This is a genomic window from Pseudomonas sp. WS 5079, assembly GCF_012985465.1.
GTDB lineage: Bacteria > Pseudomonadota > Gammaproteobacteria > Pseudomonadales > Pseudomonadaceae > Aquipseudomonas.
This window is the reverse complement of record NZ_JAAQWN010000002.1, coordinates 585,621-601,438: the sequence shown is the minus strand read 5'-3', so window position 1 is coordinate 601,438 and position 15,818 is coordinate 585,621. Positions and strand designations below refer to the sequence as shown.

13 protein-coding genes are annotated in these 15,818 nt (G+C 61.0%); 1 reads left to right on the top strand and 12 read right to left on the bottom strand.

The features are described 5' to 3' along the window. Positions 1 to 88 precede the first annotated feature (88 nt). Genes HBO05_RS07185 through HBO05_RS07170 form a run of 4 tightly spaced genes read right to left on the bottom strand, consistent with a single transcriptional unit; the run spans position 89 to position 3,540 of the window. Positions 89 to 1,246 carry an ABC transporter ATP-binding protein gene (locus HBO05_RS07185; protein ID WP_029291958.1) on the bottom strand — a complete coding sequence of 386 codons (1,158 nt, stop codon included), beginning with the start codon at positions 1,244 to 1,246 and terminating at the stop codon, positions 89 to 91. After that, a complete protein-coding gene (locus tag HBO05_RS07180; protein WP_027604864.1) occupies positions 1,243 to 1,896 on the bottom strand; it encodes an ABC transporter permease in 654 nt (217 codons plus the stop codon). The genes HBO05_RS07185 and HBO05_RS07180 overlap by 4 nt, the downstream gene beginning before the upstream one ends. Before the next feature lie 13 nt (positions 1,897 to 1,909). Next, a complete protein-coding gene (locus tag HBO05_RS07175) occupies positions 1,910 to 2,803 on the bottom strand; it encodes a glycine betaine ABC transporter substrate-binding protein (RefSeq protein WP_169950973.1) in 894 nt (297 codons plus the stop codon). 20 nt (positions 2,804 to 2,823) lie between these two features. Next, positions 2,824 to 3,540: an ABC transporter permease gene (locus HBO05_RS07170; RefSeq protein ID WP_169950971.1), complete on the bottom strand. Its 717-nt coding sequence runs from the start codon at positions 3,538 to 3,540 to the stop codon at positions 2,824 to 2,826. Between the two features lie 331 nt (positions 3,541 to 3,871). Between HBO05_RS07170 and HBO05_RS07165 the strand changes: the two genes are divergently transcribed. After that, on the top strand, positions 3,872 to 5,455 hold the full coding sequence (locus HBO05_RS07165; RefSeq protein ID WP_169950969.1) for a peptide chain release factor 3: 1,584 nt from the start codon (positions 3,872 to 3,874) through the stop codon (positions 5,453 to 5,455). 64 nt (positions 5,456 to 5,519) lie between these two features. Here the strand turns inward: HBO05_RS07165 and HBO05_RS07160 are convergent, their stop codons facing one another. From HBO05_RS07160 to HBO05_RS07125, 8 genes are all read right to left on the bottom strand, one after another. Continuing rightward, positions 5,520 to 5,858: a hypothetical protein gene (locus HBO05_RS07160; RefSeq protein ID WP_169950967.1), complete on the bottom strand. Its 339-nt coding sequence runs from the start codon at positions 5,856 to 5,858 to the stop codon at positions 5,520 to 5,522. Positions 5,859 to 6,118: 260 nt separating this feature from the next. Beyond that, the gene (locus HBO05_RS07155; protein WP_169950965.1) at positions 6,119 to 8,377 is read right to left on the bottom strand and encodes a TonB-dependent siderophore receptor; all 2,259 of its coding nucleotides are present in this window, start codon (positions 8,375 to 8,377) and stop codon (positions 6,119 to 6,121) included. Positions 8,378 to 8,718: 341 nt separating this feature from the next. Beyond that, positions 8,719 to 9,690, bottom strand: coding sequence for a peptide ABC transporter ATP-binding protein (locus HBO05_RS07150; protein WP_057958423.1), 972 nt, complete (start codon positions 9,688 to 9,690; stop codon positions 8,719 to 8,721). Beyond that, the gene (locus tag HBO05_RS07145; protein WP_169950963.1) at positions 9,690 to 10,658 is read right to left on the bottom strand and encodes an ABC transporter ATP-binding protein; all 969 of its coding nucleotides are present in this window, start codon (positions 10,656 to 10,658) and stop codon (positions 9,690 to 9,692) included. The genes HBO05_RS07150 and HBO05_RS07145 overlap by 1 nt, the downstream gene beginning before the upstream one ends. Before the next feature lie 10 nt (positions 10,659 to 10,668). Next, positions 10,669 to 11,580, bottom strand: coding sequence for an ABC transporter permease subunit (locus tag HBO05_RS07140; protein ID WP_169950961.1), 912 nt, complete (start codon positions 11,578 to 11,580; stop codon positions 10,669 to 10,671). Between the two features lie 10 nt (positions 11,581 to 11,590). Beyond that, the gene (locus HBO05_RS07135) at positions 11,591 to 12,601 is read right to left on the bottom strand and encodes an ABC transporter permease subunit (RefSeq protein WP_032860135.1); all 1,011 of its coding nucleotides are present in this window, start codon (positions 12,599 to 12,601) and stop codon (positions 11,591 to 11,593) included. Between the two features lie 73 nt (positions 12,602 to 12,674). Continuing rightward, positions 12,675 to 14,270: an ABC transporter substrate-binding protein gene (locus HBO05_RS07130; RefSeq protein ID WP_169950960.1), complete on the bottom strand. Its 1,596-nt coding sequence runs from the start codon at positions 14,268 to 14,270 to the stop codon at positions 12,675 to 12,677. 80 nt (positions 14,271 to 14,350) lie between these two features. Continuing rightward, positions 14,351 to 15,754, bottom strand: a complete 1,404-nt coding sequence (locus HBO05_RS07125; RefSeq protein WP_169950959.1) for an OprD family outer membrane porin — start codon at positions 15,752 to 15,754, stop codon at positions 14,351 to 14,353. Between the last annotated feature and the right edge of the window lie 64 nt (positions 15,755 to 15,818).

The window sequence follows — 15,818 nt, the reverse complement described above, 5'->3', positions numbered from 1 at the left end:
ATTTGCGGTGTATTCATCGCAGGCAAGCCAGCTCCTACAGGGATTGCATTCCAACTGTGGGAGCTGGCTTGTCTGTGATAGCGGTCTATCAGGCCAAGGCAGTCTCGGCAGGCGACACGATACTGGTCTTGCCCCCACGGGACTTACCGGAGCTCAGGTACTCGGCAATCGATTCCTGGGTCACTTCACCCAAAAACACCCGCTCGGCATCCATCACCGGCAGCCACGAGCGGTTGAACTCGTACATGCGCGACAACAGGATGCGCAAGTGCTCGTCAAACGCCGCCGTGGCGTTGAACTCGCGCAGGTATTGGGCGCAGGTACCCGTCTGACGATGCAGGTCGCGACGTCGTACATAACCCAGGGCCTTGTTCTCGGCGCAGGTGACCACCACATAGCGCCGGTCATGCTCGTCCATCAGCTCCAGGGCATCGGCCACCGGCGTTTCCGGGCTGACCGACGGGGCGTTGTCCGCCGCGTCTTCGGCCTTGACCAGCAGCAGGCGCTTGAGGGTGCTGTCCTGGCCGACAAAGTTGCTGACAAACTCGTCGGCAGGATGGGCCAGCAGGGTGTCCGGGTGGTCGATCTGCAACAGCTTGCCGGCGCGGAAGATGGCGATTTTGTCGCCCAGCTTGATCGCCTCGTCGATGTCATGGCTGACCATGATCACCGTCTTGTTCAATGCGCGTTGCATCTCGAAGAACTCGTTCTGGATCATCTCGCGGTTGATCGGGTCGACCGCGCCGAATGGCTCATCCATCAGCAGCAATGGCGCGTCGGCCGCCAGGGCGCGGATCACGCCGATCCGCTGTTGCTGACCACCGGACAATTCACGGGGGTAGCGGTGCAGATACTGCTTGGGTTCGAGCTTGATCATGCTCATCAACTCACGGGCGCGGTCGTGGCACTTCTGCTTGTCCCAGCCCAGCAGCTTGGGCACCACCACGATGTTTTCCTCGATGGTCATGTTGGGGAACAGGCCGATCTGCTGGATCACGTAGCCGATGTTGCGGCGCAGGGTCACTTCGTCGAGGTCGGTGGTGTCTTCGCCGTTGATCAGGATCTTGCCCGAGGTGGGCTTGATCAGGCGGTTGATCATTTTCAGCGTGGTGCTCTTGCCGCAACCCGAGGGGCCGAGGAATACGCAAATCTCGCCTTCATTGACAGTCAGGCTCACGTCGTTAACGGCGGTGACAGTCTTGCCGTTGCTTTGGAAGGTCTTGGACAGGTTTTGAAGTTCGATCATTTGAGCAATCCTTTTGGAGTCAGCGAGCGTTGCAGCCATTGCAGAAGCAGGTCGGCGAAGATGGCCAGGAGACTGACCAGCACGGCGCCAACGATCAGCATCGACATGTCGCTGCGGCTGATGGAAGCCAGAATAAGTACACCCAGGCCACCGGCGCCGATGGTGGCGGCAATGGTCATCACACCGATGTTCATCACCACGGCGGTGCGCACGCCGGCGAGGATCACCGGCACGGCGATGGGCAGCTCGACCATGCGCAGGCGCTGGCCGAAGGTCATGCCGATGCCTTTGGCGGCTTCGCGGATGCCCGGCTCGACACCGGTCAGGGCCAGGTAGGTGTTACGCATGATCGGCAGCAGGGAGTAGAGGAACACGGCGGTGATCGCCGGCATCGGCCCCAGGCCCTGGCCGAACTTGGAGTAGAACGGCAGCAGCAGGCCGAACAGGGCAATCGACGGGACGGTCAGCAGCACCGTGGCGCTGGCCTGCAACGGGCCGGCCAGGGTCGGGAAGCGGGTCATCAGCACGCCCAGGGGCACGCCTACGACAATCGCGAGGATCACGGCGATCCCGACCAGGGTGATGTGCTGCCAGGTCAGGTGCAGGACTTGGGCCCAATCAAGATGGGAAAAGGCGTTCAGAAATTCCATGTCTTCTCCTCTTTTAGTTGAGTGGGTGCTGGCGCAGGAAGTCAGCGGCAACGGCCGATGGGCTTTCATGGTCGACGTCGACCCGCGCGTTCAGCTGGCGCATGGTTTCATCGTCGAACAGCGCCGCCAGTGGCTTGAGGTCGGCGGCCAATTGCGGGTGGGCATCCAGATAAACCTGGCGTACCACCGGGGCTGCGGTGTAGTCCGGGAAGTAGTGCAGGTCATCTTCCAGCAGCTTCAACTTGAAGGCGTTGAGGCGGCCATCGGTGGTGTACACCAGGCCGGCAAATACCTGGCCATTACGCAGGGCGGTGTAGACCAGGCCTGCGTCCATCTGCCGGGTGTTCTTGCGGGTGAGGTTCATGCCGTACAGCTTGACCATGCCGGCCATGCCGTCGGAACGGTTGGCGAACTCGGTATCCAGGGCCACCAGGCGGTTTTCACGGGTTGGCTCGGCCAGGGCCTTGGTCAGGTCGCTGATGGTGTTGATCTGCGGATACTCCTTGGCCACGTTTTCCGGCAGGGACAGGGCGTAGGTGTTGCTGAACTTCGACGGCGACAGCCAGACCAGGCCTTTTTTTGCGTCGAGTTCTTTCACCCGTGCGTAGGACTGTTCGCTGTCGAGCTTCTCGTCCACATGGTTGTAGGCCACCAGGGACACGCCGGTGTACTCCCAGATCAGGTCCAGTTGCCCGCTCTCCTGGGCACTGCGCGCCAGGTTGCTGCCCAGGCCGCCGGTCACGCGGGTGTCGTAGCCCTTGGTGCGCAGGTACTGGGAGGTAATTTCGGCGAGCAGGGTCTGCTCGGTGAAGACCCGGGCGCCGATACGGATCACCGGTTTTTCAGCGGCTTGCGCAATGCCTGCAAACAGCAGGACGCAGCTCAATATCAAAGTCAGTTTTTTCATGTCGATTCCTTTACCCAGCCTTAAGACGGACGCAACCCGCGTTCCAGCCAGAGGCGGCTGGCCATGGTCACCAGACCGTCAAGCAGCAACGCCAGCAACGCGGTACACGCGGCGCCGAGTAGCAATTGCGGCTGATTGTTCAGGGCAATGCCGGGGAAGATCAGGCTGCCCAGGCTGTTGGCGCCAATCAGGAACGCCAGCGGTGCGGTGCCGACGTTGATCGCCAGGGCCACACGTACACCACCGATGATGATCGGCACGGCGTTGGGCAGTTCGACGCGAAACAGCACCTGGCGCGGGGTCATGCCGATGCCGACGGCGGCTTCCTTCAAGGAACCCTGTACGTTTTTCAGGCCTTCGTAGGTATTGCGCACGATGGGCAGCAAGGAGGCGAGGAACAGGGCGAAGATGGCCGGGCCACTGCCGATGCCGAGGACGCCGAGGGCGATGGCCAGTACGGCCAGGGGAGGGACGGTGTTGCCGATGTTGAAGATCTGCATGAAGCGTTCTGCGCGCCCGACCATATTCGGTCGGCTGAGCAGGATACCGGCGGGGATCCCTACGATCAGGGCAGCCAGCATGGAGACAAGTACAAGAATCAGGTGAGCTTGCAGGTAAAACAACAAATCGTCGCGGTACATCTCGATCGTGTTGATGCCGATCCAGTGGACCAGCAGGGCCAGGAGAGCGACGACAACCGCTCCTCCTATCAGCCCTTTGCCATAGCGAATAGCCACAGGCGGACTCCTTTTTTCTTTTGTCGGCGAACACATTTCCGAGCGGCAATGCCATTCCTGGCTGTCGGCGAATATGTTCGCGAAAAGCAGCTCGCCGATACCGGCAATGCGGTATGCGATCAAGCCATGAGCGCAGCCTCGTCAGGCTAACTTGCTGATTTTTCAGCCCCTGTTACGAGTGCGGTAGCAGGGGAGTGGACGTCTCTACCTTTTAAAAGGTTCCATACTTGGCAGCATTTAGCCACCCCCAATCGGGTGAACGGTGGTCCGGCTCCCTGGGTTTGCGCTATACTCGCCGCCCTTTTTTGACTCACCTGCCAGGCGATTTCCCATGACCCACCAGGCCGCCGAAGTCGCGAAACGCCGCACTTTCGCCATTATTTCCCACCCCGATGCCGGTAAAACCACCATCACCGAAAAGCTCCTGCTGATGGGCAAGGCGATCGCAGTGGCCGGCACGGTGAAATCCCGCAAGTCTGATCGCCATGCCACCTCCGACTGGATGGAGATGGAGAAGCAACGGGGTATTTCCATTACCACGTCGGTCATGCAGTTCCCCTATCGCGACCACATGATCAACCTGCTCGACACCCCGGGCCACGAAGACTTCTCCGAAGACACCTACCGCACCCTGACCGCGGTGGACTCGGCCTTGATGGTCCTCGACGGTGGTAAGGGTGTCGAGCCCCGCACCATCGCCCTGATGGACGTGTGCCGCCTGCGTGACACGCCGATCGTCAGCTTTATCAACAAACTCGACCGTGACATCCGCGACCCGATCGAACTGCTGGATGAAATCGAAGCCGTCCTGAAGATCAAGGCCGCGCCGATCACCTGGCCGATTGGTTGCTACCGCGACTTCAAGGGCGTGTACCACCTGGCCGACGACTACATCATTGTCTACACCGCCGGCCACGGTCATGAACGCACCGATGTGAAGATCATCGAGAAACTCGACTCCGATGAGGCCCGCGCCCACCTGGGTGACGAGTACGACCGCTTCGTCGACCAACTAGAGCTGGTGCAGGGCGCCTGCCACGAGTTCAACCAGCAGGAATTCCTCGACGGGCAACTGACCCCGGTGTTCTTCGGTACCGCTCTGGGCAACTTCGGCGTCGACCACGTACTGGATGCGGTGGTCAACTGGGCACCGAAACCACTGGCGCGGGTTGCCAACGAACGGACCGTGGAGCCGGTTGAAGAGAAATTCAGCGGTTTCGTGTTCAAGATCCAGGCGAACATGGACCCCAAGCACCGCGACCGTATCGCCTTTATGCGTATCTGCTCCGGCAAATACGAAAAAGGCATGAAGATGCGCCACGTACGCACCGGCAAGGACGTGCGTATCGGCGACGCCCTGACGTTCTTCTCCTCGGAGCGTGAGCAGTTGGAAGAGGCGTTTGCCGGCGACATCATCGGCCTGCACAACCACGGCACCATCCAGATCGGCGACACCTTCACCGAAGGCGAAGCGCTGGGCTTCACCGGCATCCCGCACTTCGCCCCGGAACTGTTCCGCCGCGTACGCCTGCGCGACCCGCTCAAGTCCAAGCAACTGCGCCAGGGCTTGCAGCAGTTGGCGGAAGAGGGCGCCACCCAGGTGTTCTTCCCCGAGCGCAGCAACGACATCATCCTCGGCGCCGTGGGTGTGCTGCAGTTCGATGTGGTGGCCAGCCGCTTGAAAGAGGAATACAAGGTCGAATGCTCCTACGAGCCGATCACCGTGTACTCCGCGCGCTGGATTGATTGCAGCGACAAGAAGAAGCTCGAAGAGTTTTCCAACAAGGCCGTGGAAAACCTCGCCATCGATGGCGGCGGCCACCTGACCTACCTGGCGCCGACGCGGGTCAACCTGGCGCTGATGGAAGAGCGCTGGCCGGATGTGAAATTCCGGGCGACGCGCGAGCATCACTAAGGGTTAGCGGTACGAAAAAAGGCGAAGCTGTGATGGCTTCGCCTTTTTATTCGGCGGTAGATTATTAGGTATTGGGCCCAACTTTAAGTTGTTTAAGACTTAGATCAGCCCCCGCCCTTAGGGTTTCAACTTGTGCGGCTATTGCATCTTTGACAATTGCTTCGCCCACGTCAGTGATTTCCTGATTTTTTATATAGTTCACACTCAAGAACAATAGGTGCATGGCAACATCCATCGCACTTTGAAAAGACAGCAGTGTATTGTTATTCCCCAGTTCATCGACCACTCTTTCCCAGCGCCGGTCAGACTCGACCTGCAAGGCCTTGAACTCCGCCAGCGACACGTCGCCGTCCTCGTAGATATCAGACAGCAGCTTTTCCAGGGATTTTGAAATGTCTCGCATGACAGCCCTCGCAAAGAATATAAGAAGTTGCAGCGGGCGGACTTTATTCTTTGCGCGTGGCGTTGCGCAATTGCGGAAACATAGAGGTTACAAGTTACAGAAAGTTAGTCTGTGAGGCGGGGATTGGTGCTGTTTTTAATGTCGGGCTTGTCGTTGGTTTTATCGCGAATAGGCGGTAATTACGTGCGCCAGAATGACCATTAAAAAAGCTCCGCCAGGCATGCCGGGCGGAGCAGAGATACAGGCGCAGGTAACTGGCCTTAGAACGAAGCCGTCACCGACGCAAAATACGCCCGACCCGGTTCGTTGTACGTCTGGGCGCCCGCATCATCAGCATTGCCTTTGCGATACAGGCGCTTGTCCAGCAGGTTTTCGATGCCCACGCGTACGCTCAGGTTCTTGTTGAACTCGTAGCCGCTGCTCAAGCCCATCAAGCCGTACGGGTCCACGTCCTGCTGGGCGCTGCGATCATAGTTGCTGGCGCTGCGCGAGTTGAGGGTTGGCGACTCCTGCTTGCCGTAGTAGGTGCCGCTGACCTGGAACGACAGCTTGTCGGTGGCCTGCCAGTCCAGCGTGGTGTTGACCGTGTACTTGGGAATGACGCTCAGCGGCTCGCCGGTGTCCTTGTCCTTGGAGTCGATCATGTAGGTCAGGTTGGTGTTCCAGTCCAGGTCGTCGCGCAAGCTCATGAACAGGTTGCCTTCGACCCCCTGCACCAGCGCGGCGCCGCTGTTTTCCCATTCCAGCACACGGCGCCCGCCGTCCAGGCGGTAGGCGGCGGTGTTGCTGGCGTTGATTTTGTTCTTGTAGTCATTACGGAAGTAAGTCGCGCTGGTGCGCCAGGTGCCTTTGTCATAGGCCAGGCCAATTTCCTTGTTGACGCTGATTTCCGGTTTCAGGTCCGGGTTGCCCACCAGGTAGCAGCCACCGGAGTTGGTTTCGCCGGCGTTGCAGCCGTTGCCACGGCTGTACAGCAAGTAGTTGGGGTTGGACTGGTACAGGTTGGGCGTCTTGTAGGCCCGGGCAATCCCGCCCTTGAGGCTCAGTTCATCGGTCAACTGGTGCGAGGCGTTGAGGCTCGGGCTCCAGTTGCCGCCGTATTCTTCATGATCGTCGTAGCGCAGGCCGGGAGTGATGATGGTCTTGCTGCCGACTTCGATGTTGTCCTCGGCGAACAGCGCGTAGCTCGAGGCCGTGGTCTTGGTGCTGCTGCGGCTCATCCCCGGAATGCTCGGCACGCCGCCGGTGCCTGGGTCGTAGCTTTGTGGGCGCAGCGAGCCTGGGTCGTTCATCGATTCGTAGAGGTATTCGCTGCCCAGGGTCAGCACCTGCTCGGTGCCGAAACTCAGGGGCAGGTTGACCTCGGCGGTGGCCCGGGTGTTGCGCAGGCGCGATTCGAAACGGCCAGCGGTGGCGGAGGGTGCGCCCTCGCCGGAGCCGGCCAGGCCTTCGTTGAGGCGTGCGTTGCGGGTCAGGTCGTGGCTCAGGGAGGCCAGGGTCGAGCCCCAGTCGAACTCGCCACGGTGGGTGGCGGAGAAACTGCTGCGCTGGATCACGCTGGTTTCTTTGCCGACCAGGCTGTTAACGAACACGCCGCCGCCGTTAAGCATGGTGTCGCCGGCGAAGATATTGCCCTGGCGGCTGTAGCTGGCTTCCAGGTCCAGGGTTTGCTCAGGGGTGAATTGCCAACTGAGCAAGCCGTTGACGTCTTTGTTGCGCACACCCTCGCGGCCGGCAACCAGCGAGTCGGCGGTGGCCTGTTCAGCCTGGTTGATGGTGGAGTCGTCGGCATCGGTCTTGTTCAGGCCGCCATACACCCGGAACGCCAGGGTATCGCTCAGCGGCCCGCTGAGGTTGAAGTTGGTGCGCTTGCTCATGCCTTCGGCATCGTCTTCGGGCAGCGACACGTAAGTGGTCAGCGAGCCGTGCAACTGGTCGGTGGGGCGCTTGGTGATGATGTTGATCACCCCGCCCATGGCCCCGGAGCCGTAGCGCGCGGCGGCCGGGCCGCGCAGGATTTCAATGCGTTCGACTTCCTCGGCCGGTACCCAGTTGGTTTCGCCACGGGTATCACGGTCGCCGCTCCAGCCGTAGCGCACGGCATTGCGCGAGGTCGACGGCTTGCCATCGATCAGGATCAGGGTGTTTTCCGGGCCCATGCCGCGCAGGTCGATCTGGCGGTTGTTGCCACGGCTGCCGCTGGAACTGTTGCCGCTCAGGTTGACGCCGGGTTCACGGCGGATGATGTCCGACAGGTCGTTGGTGGGTGGGCGTTTCTTGATATCTTCGGCGGTGATGATCGACACGCCGGGGGCCTGCTTGAGCTCTTCGGCGGCGGTGCCCAGGATGCGCGTTTCGCTCAGCTCCAGGGCCTGGGAGGTGCCATCGACGGGCAGGTCGCTAGCTTCTACCGGCACTTTGTCGCGCTCTCTTTCCAGGGTGTCCGCCAGCAGCGCAGGGGATGAAAGGGCGGCGATAAACGCCAGGGAGAAGTGGCTGAGCCTGAATCGAGGTGACATGTCCGCAAAATCCTTTATGAAAGGTGGCAACTGAGCGAGATGCACCAGAATTGCCTTCCAGCAGGATTCGGCGCGCTCTACGCGCCGGAATGCTAGTCATTATCAAATACAAGTAAATATCATTTACAATTTTTACACTTAGCTAAAAACAAAAAAGCCCCTCCCGCCAGACTGATGCGCAATCTGGCGGGAGAGGCTGTACAACGCTGTATCGCCCTGTGGCAGCGGGCTTGTGTGGGAGCGGGCTTGCCCGCGATGCAGGCACCTTGCACTGTCAGTTAAACCGCGCTGATGCTATCGCGGGCAAGCCCGCTCCCACACAAGCCCACCCCTACAGGGGGTTAGGCGACGAATTGCTCCGCGTGATGGCAAGCCACCTGGCGGTTGTCCAGTTCGCGCAGCAGCGGTTCTTCACTGCTGCAGCGCTCGGTCGCATACGGGCAGCGCTTGTGGAAGGCGCAGCCGGAGGGCGGGTTCAGCGGGTTGGGTAACTCACCGACGATCTTGATCTTCGGCTTGTTCGGGTCCGGGTGAATGGTCGGGGTGGCCGACAGCAACGCCTGGGTATAAGGGTGCAGCGGGCGCTCGTAGATGTCGTTCTTCGCGCCCATTTCCACCGGGCGGCCGAGGTACATCACCATCACGTGGTCGGCAACGTGTTGCACCACCGCCAGGTTGTGGGAGATGAACACATACGCCGTGTTGTACTGCTGCTGCAGGTCCATGAACAGGTTGAGCACCTGGGCCTGGATCGACACGTCCAGCGCCGAGGTTGGTTCATCCGCCACCAGCACCTTGGGTTGCAGCATCATCGCGCGGGCCAGGGCGATCCGCTGGCGCTGGCCCCCGGAGAACATGTGCGGGTAGCGCTGATAATGCTCAGGGCGCAGGCCCACCTGCTTCATCATCGCCTGGACCTTTTCACGGCGCTCGGCGGCGGACAGATTGGTGTTGATCAGCAGCGGCTCGCCCAGTTGATCGCCGACTTTCTGCCGTGGGTTCAACGAGGCGTAGGGGCTCTGGAACACCATCTGCACGTCTTTGCGCAGTTGCTTGCGCTGGGCCTTGTCGGCGCCGGCGACTTCCTGGCCGGCGATTTTCAAGGAGCCGGACGACGGCTCTTCAATCAGCGTCAGCGCGCGGGCCAGGGTGGATTTGCCGCACCCGGACTCACCCACCACGGCGAGGGTCTTGCCGGCTTCCAGCTCGAACGACACGCCATTGAGGGCGCGCACGGTGGCGTGGCCCTTGAACAGGCCACGGGACACTTCGTAGTGACGGGTCAGGTCGCGGGCGGTAAGAACGACGGCCATTACGCCACCTCCTGGTTCAAGGGGTAGAAGCAGCGCACAAGGCTGTGGGCTTGCGGGTCCAGGGTCGGACGGGTCTGGCGGCAGCTGTCTTGCACATACGGGCAGCGTGGCGACAGCAGGCAGCCTTGCGGGCGGTCATAACGGCCGGGGACGATGCCCGGCAGCGTCGACAGACGCGCAGCGCCCATGCTGTGTTCCGGGATCGCGGCCAGCAATGCCTCGCTGTACGGGTGCGCCGGTACGTCGAACAGGCCGGGCACCTGGCCGACTTCCACTGCTTGGCCGGCGTACATCACGCACACGCGCTGGGCGGTTTCGGCCACTACCGCGAGGTCGTGGGTGATCAGCACCAAGCCCATGTTCTGCTCTTTTTGCAGGGCCAGCAGCAGCTCCATGATCTGCGCCTGGATGGTCACGTCCAGGGCCGTGGTCGGCTCGTCGGCGATCAGCAGTTTTGGCTCGCCGGCAATCGCCATGGCAATTGCCACACGCTGGCTCATGCCGCCGGACAGCTGGTGCGGATAGGCATCCATGCGGCTGGAAGCGCCTGGGATCTCGACCTTTTCCAGCAGTTCGATGGCACGCTTGCGCGCTTGCTTGCCGGACATCTTCAGGTGCAGGCGCAGTACTTCTTCAATCTGGAAACCCACGGTGTAGCTGGGGTTCAGCGCGGTCATCGGGTCCTGGAACACCATCGCCAGGTCTTTGCCGACGATCTGCCGGCGCTGGCGGTTGCTCAGCTTGAGCATGTCCTTGCCGTCGAAGGTCAGGGAGTCGGCGGTGACGATGCCGGGATGCTCGATCAGGCCCATCAGCGCCATCATGGTCACGGATTTACCCGAACCCGACTCGCCAACGATGGCCAGTACTTCGCCTTTGTCCACGGCCAGATCGAGGCCATCGACCACCGGCACAGCGGTTTTGTCGCCGAAGCGCACATTGAGATTCTTGATTTCTAGCAGTGACATGGGAATCTCCTCACGCGGCATTCTTGAGTTTCGGGTCCAGCGCATCGCGCAGTCCGTCGCCCATCAGGTTGATTGCCAGCACGCTGAGCAAAATGGTCAAGCCAGGTAGGCTTACAACCCACCAGGCGCGTTCGATGTAGTCACGGGCCGAAGCCAGCATGGTGCCCCACTCAGGCGTCGGCGGTTGTACGCCAAGGCCGAGGAAGCCCAGGGCGGCGGCATCGAGAATCGCCGAGGAGAAGCTCAAGGTGGCCTGCACGATCAATGGCGCCATGCAGTTGGGCAGCACGGTGACGAACATCAGGCGCGGCAGGCCGGCACCGGCCAGGCGCGCGGCGGTCACGTAGTCACGGTTGAGCTCGCCCATCACCGCCGCGCGGGTCAGGCGCACGTAGGACGGCAACGACACAATGGCAATCGCGATCACGGTGTTGATCAGGCCAGGGCCGAGGATGGCGACAATCGCCACGGCCAGCAGCAGCGAGGGCAGGGCCAGCATGATGTCCATCAGACGCATGATGGTCGGGCCGAGCAAGCGCGGGAAGAACCCGGCGAACAGGCCCAGCAGGATCCCCGGGATCAGCGACATCACCACCGACGACAAACCGATCAGCAATGACAGGCGCGAGCCCTGGATCAGGCGCGACAGCAAGTCACGGCCCAGTTCGTCGGTGCCCAGCAAAAACTGCATCTGCCCGCCTTCCAGCCACGACGGCGGGGTCAGCAGGAAGTCGCGGTATTGCTCGCTGGGGTTATGGGGCGCGACCCAGGGGGCGAAAATCGCGCAGAACACGATCAGCAACATAAACAGCAGGCCGGCAACCGCGCCCTTGTTCTTGGAGAAGGCTTGCCAGAATTCTTTGTACGGCGACGGGTACAGCAGGCTCTGATCGACTGCTGACACTTGAGTTGGTGTGGTCATGGTCATGGTCTCAGCGCTGGTGACGGATGCGTGGGTTGGCGAAGCCGTAGAGGATATCCACCACGAAATTCACCAGGATCACCAGGCAGGCGATCAGCAGGATGCCGTTTTGCACCACCGGGTAGTCCCGCGCGCCAATGGCTTCGATCAGCCATTTGCCGATGCCGGGCCAGGAGAAGATGGTCTCGGTCAAGACCGCACCGGCCAGCAGCGTGCCGACTTGCAGGCCGACCACGGTCAGCACCGGGATCAGCGCGTTACGCAGGCCGTGCACGAACACCACGCGCGCCGGCGACAGGCCCTTGGCCTTGGCGGTGCGGATGTAGTCTTCGCGCAGGACTTCAAGCATCGAGGAGCGGGTCATCCGCGCAATCACTGCCAGCGGGATGGTGCCGAGCACGATGGCCGGCAGGATCAGGTGATGCAGTGCATCCCAGAACGCGTCCGGTTCGTCGGCCAGCAGGGTGTCGATCAGCATGAAGCCGGTGCGTGGCTCGATGTCGTAGAGCAGGTCGATACGCCCGGAAACCGGGGTCCAGCCCAGGCTTACCGAGAAGAACATGATCAGGATCAGGCCCCACCAGAAGATCGGCATCGAATATCCCGCCAGGGAGATGCCCATCACCCCATGGTCGAACAGGGATCCTCGCTTGAGTGCCGCGATCACCCCGGCCAATAGCCCGAGGATGCCGGCGAACAACAGGGCGGCCATGGACAGTTCCAGGGTCGCGGGGAACAGGGCGCTGAACTCGGTCCACACGCTGGTGCGGGTACGCAGGGATTCGCCGAGGTCGCCTTGGGCGAGCTTGCCGACGTAGTCCAGGTATTGCGCATACAAGGGTTTGTTCAAGCCAAGGCGTTCCATTGCCTGGGCGTGCATCTCGGGGTCAACCCGCCTTTCGCCCATCATGACTTCTACGGGGTCGCCAGGGATCATGCGAATCAACGCAAAGGTCAGCAGCGTGATGCCGAAGAATGTGGGGATCAATAACCCCAATCGGCGGGCAATAAAACTAAACATCGTGTTGTGTACCTCAATCAGCCGGTTAGGCAGGTCCGGCCCCGTCAACGTCGACGGGGCCGGGCGTCTCTTATTACTTCACCTGGGTGGTGGCGAAGTTATTGTTGGTCAGGGGGCTTTGGGTATAACCCTCGACGTTCTTGCGCATGGCAGTGAACATTTTCGGGTAAGCCATGGGGATCCACGGTTGGTCCTTGTCGAAAACGTCCAGCGCTTGTTCATAGAGTGTGGCGCGCGCGGCGGGTTCAGCCACGGCGCGGGCCTTGTCGATCAGGCCCTGAAACTCTTCGTTACACCAGCGGGCGTAGTTTTCGCCGTTTTTCGCTGCATCGCAACTCAGGTTCGGCGTGAGGAAGTTGTCTGGGTCGCCGTTGTCCCCGGCCCAGCCGGCGGAAACCATGTCGTGCTCGCCGGCTTTGGCGCGCTTGAGCATCTCGCCCCACTCCATGACCTTGATATTGACCTTGAGGCCAATCTGCGCCAGATCCGCCTGCATGCGCTGGGCGCCGAGCATAGGGTTGGGGTTGGTCGGGCCGCCGCCGTTGCGGGTGAACAGGCTGAACTCGGTGCCTTCCGGCACGCCGGCTTCCTTGAGCAGGGCACGGGCCTTGTCCAGGTCGCGGGCCGGGTTTTTCAGCTTGTCGTTGAAGCCTAGCAGGGTCGGCGGGTACGGGCCGGTGGCGTCGATGGCATTGCCTTTGCCGTACAGGGATTCGTTATAGCCATGTTTGTCGAACGCGATGTTGATTGCGTGGCGTACCCGCGCGTCGCTCATGTACTTGTGGGTGGTGTTCATGGCGGTGTAGGCGGTGGTCATCGCCGCCAGTTCCGCGACCTTCAGGTTTGGATCGGCCTTGATGCTGGGCAGGTCGTCAGGCTTGGGATACAGGGCGATCTGGCACTCATTGGCCTTGAGCTTTTGCAGGCGCACGTTGTTATCCACCGCGATGGCGAGGATCAGCGGGTCGGCGGGCGGCTTGCCACGGAAGTATTCCGGGTTGGCCTTGAAGCGCACCTGGGCGTCCTTCTGGTAGCGGGTAAAGATGAACGGGCCGGTGCCGATCGGCTTGCTGTTGAGCTCGCCGGTCTTGTTGGCGGCCAGCAGCTTGTCGGCGTACTCGGCAGAGTGGATGGCGGTGAAGGGCATCGCGACATCGGCCAGGAACGGAGCTTCAGGGCGGGTCAGGGTGAAGACCACGGTGTGGTCATCGGTCTTCTCGACGCTTTTGAGCAGTTCCTTGAAACCCATGCTTTCGAAATAGGGGAAGCCGGTGGTGGACTTGTTGTGCCACGGGTGTTTGGGGTCCAGTTGGCGCTGGAAGCTCCAGAGCACGTCGTCGGCATTCAGGTTGCGCGTGGGCTTGAAGTAGTCGGTGGTGTGGAACTTGACGTCATCTCGCAGGTGGAAGGTATAGGTCAGGCCGTCCTCGCTGATGTCCCACGATTTGGCGAGTGCGGGTTGGATTTCAGTGGTGCCGGGCTTGAAGTCCACCAGGCGGTTGAACATGGTTTCGGCGGCGGCATCGGCGGTGACGGCCGTGGTGTACAGGACCGGGTCGAAGCCTTCCGGACTGGCTTCGGTGCAGACCACCAGGGGTTTGGCCGATACGCCGATAGCGACGCTTAATAGCGCAGCGGCAACGGCAGCTTGTAGCGGGAGCATTTTCATTCAGAGCCCTCTGCAATCGATGGGACCAGGCAAGCGTAGACGGCGGGCTCGTCCTGAGCCCGCCGTCTACCTGGTGCGATTTAAAGAATGTTGAACGGGACGGTGGTAACCAGACGGAATTCTTTGACGCTGCCGTCAAACTGGTTGGCGCTGCCACGGTGTTCGACGTAGGTGGCACGAATCGCGGTGGCCTTGAGCGGGCCGCTCTGGACCGCGTATGCCGCGCCCACGCCGTATTCCTGGTGTTTTTCGCCGTCCTGGGTCTCGATGCCGGTGTAGGCGTAGGCGCCGTTGCTGTTCCCGGTGTAGTGGGTACCGTCGATGCCCCAGCCGCGTGCGGAGTAGATGTTGAACTTCAGGCCCGGCACACCGTATTCGGCCATGTTGATGGCGTAGGCGACCTGGAAGGATTTCTCGTTCGGGCCGTTGAAGTCCGACGTCAGGGAGTTGGCCAGGTAGATGCCGTTGGTTTCGTGCAGGTAGTCGAAGTACTCGTTACCGTTCACTTGCTGGTAGGAGAAGGTCAGGCTGTGAGCCTGGTGAGCCAATCCAAGGGACAGGGAGTAGGTATCGTTGTCGATCTCCCCCATCAGCTTTTTGCCTTCATCGACGGTCTTGTAGTAGTTCAGGCCGGTGGTCAAGGCCAGGACTTGGCTGTCACCCAACTGGTGGGTTGCACCGAAGTAGTACTGGTTCCAGAAGTCCTTGACGTTGGCGCCGAAGAAGCTGGTTTTCAGGCTCTCGAACGGCTGGTAGTTGGCGCCCAGGGTGTAGACCTTGTCGGTTGTCGCACTGTTGGCGCCTTGTTGGCTGTACTCGCTGCGGAACTTCGACAGGCTCTGTTCGGAACGTGGGGAGACGCGGTCAAACACGCCGCCCTGGAACGACAGGTTGCTGAACTCTTCGCTGTTGAAGCTCACACCCTGGAAGCTCGATGGCAGGGGACGGTTGCCGATGGTATCGACGATGCCGCTGCTGAAGTTCTGGCGACCGGCCGTCAAGGTGGTGTTGGAGACACGGAACTGCACGTTGGCCAGGCCCAGTTTGCTCCACTGGTCTACGGCATTACCGTCAGAGTCAGCCAAGGTACGGTTAGAGCCGCCCTTGATATCGCGTTTGCTGCGGTCCAGAACCAGAGCGTTGTACACCGCTACTTCGGTCTTGACGCCAACAGTGCCCTGGGTGAACCCCGAGCTGGCGTTGAGGATGGTGCCCTGGATCCAGTTGGTACGGTTGCGGTCGGTCTTCGCCACACCGTGCTCTTTGTATTTGAACTTGCCACCACGGTACAGGCTCTCGTGGGAGTACCAGTTACGCGTGGTGCCGCCCAGGCTGAAATCTTCGATAAAGCCCTTGGCCTCGCTTTGGGCGCTGGCACTGGCCAGCGTGGTCGGCACGAATTGCTGGCTTGCAGGTTCGGCGTAAGCGGTGGCGGTGATGCTGCTGATGGCCATGGCCAGTAGCACTTTGCTGCTCAATTTCATGGGTGGAGCTCCTTTGGTTCTCTTTTTTTTATGCCGGCCTTATTGGGTGAACCGGCTATTGGGT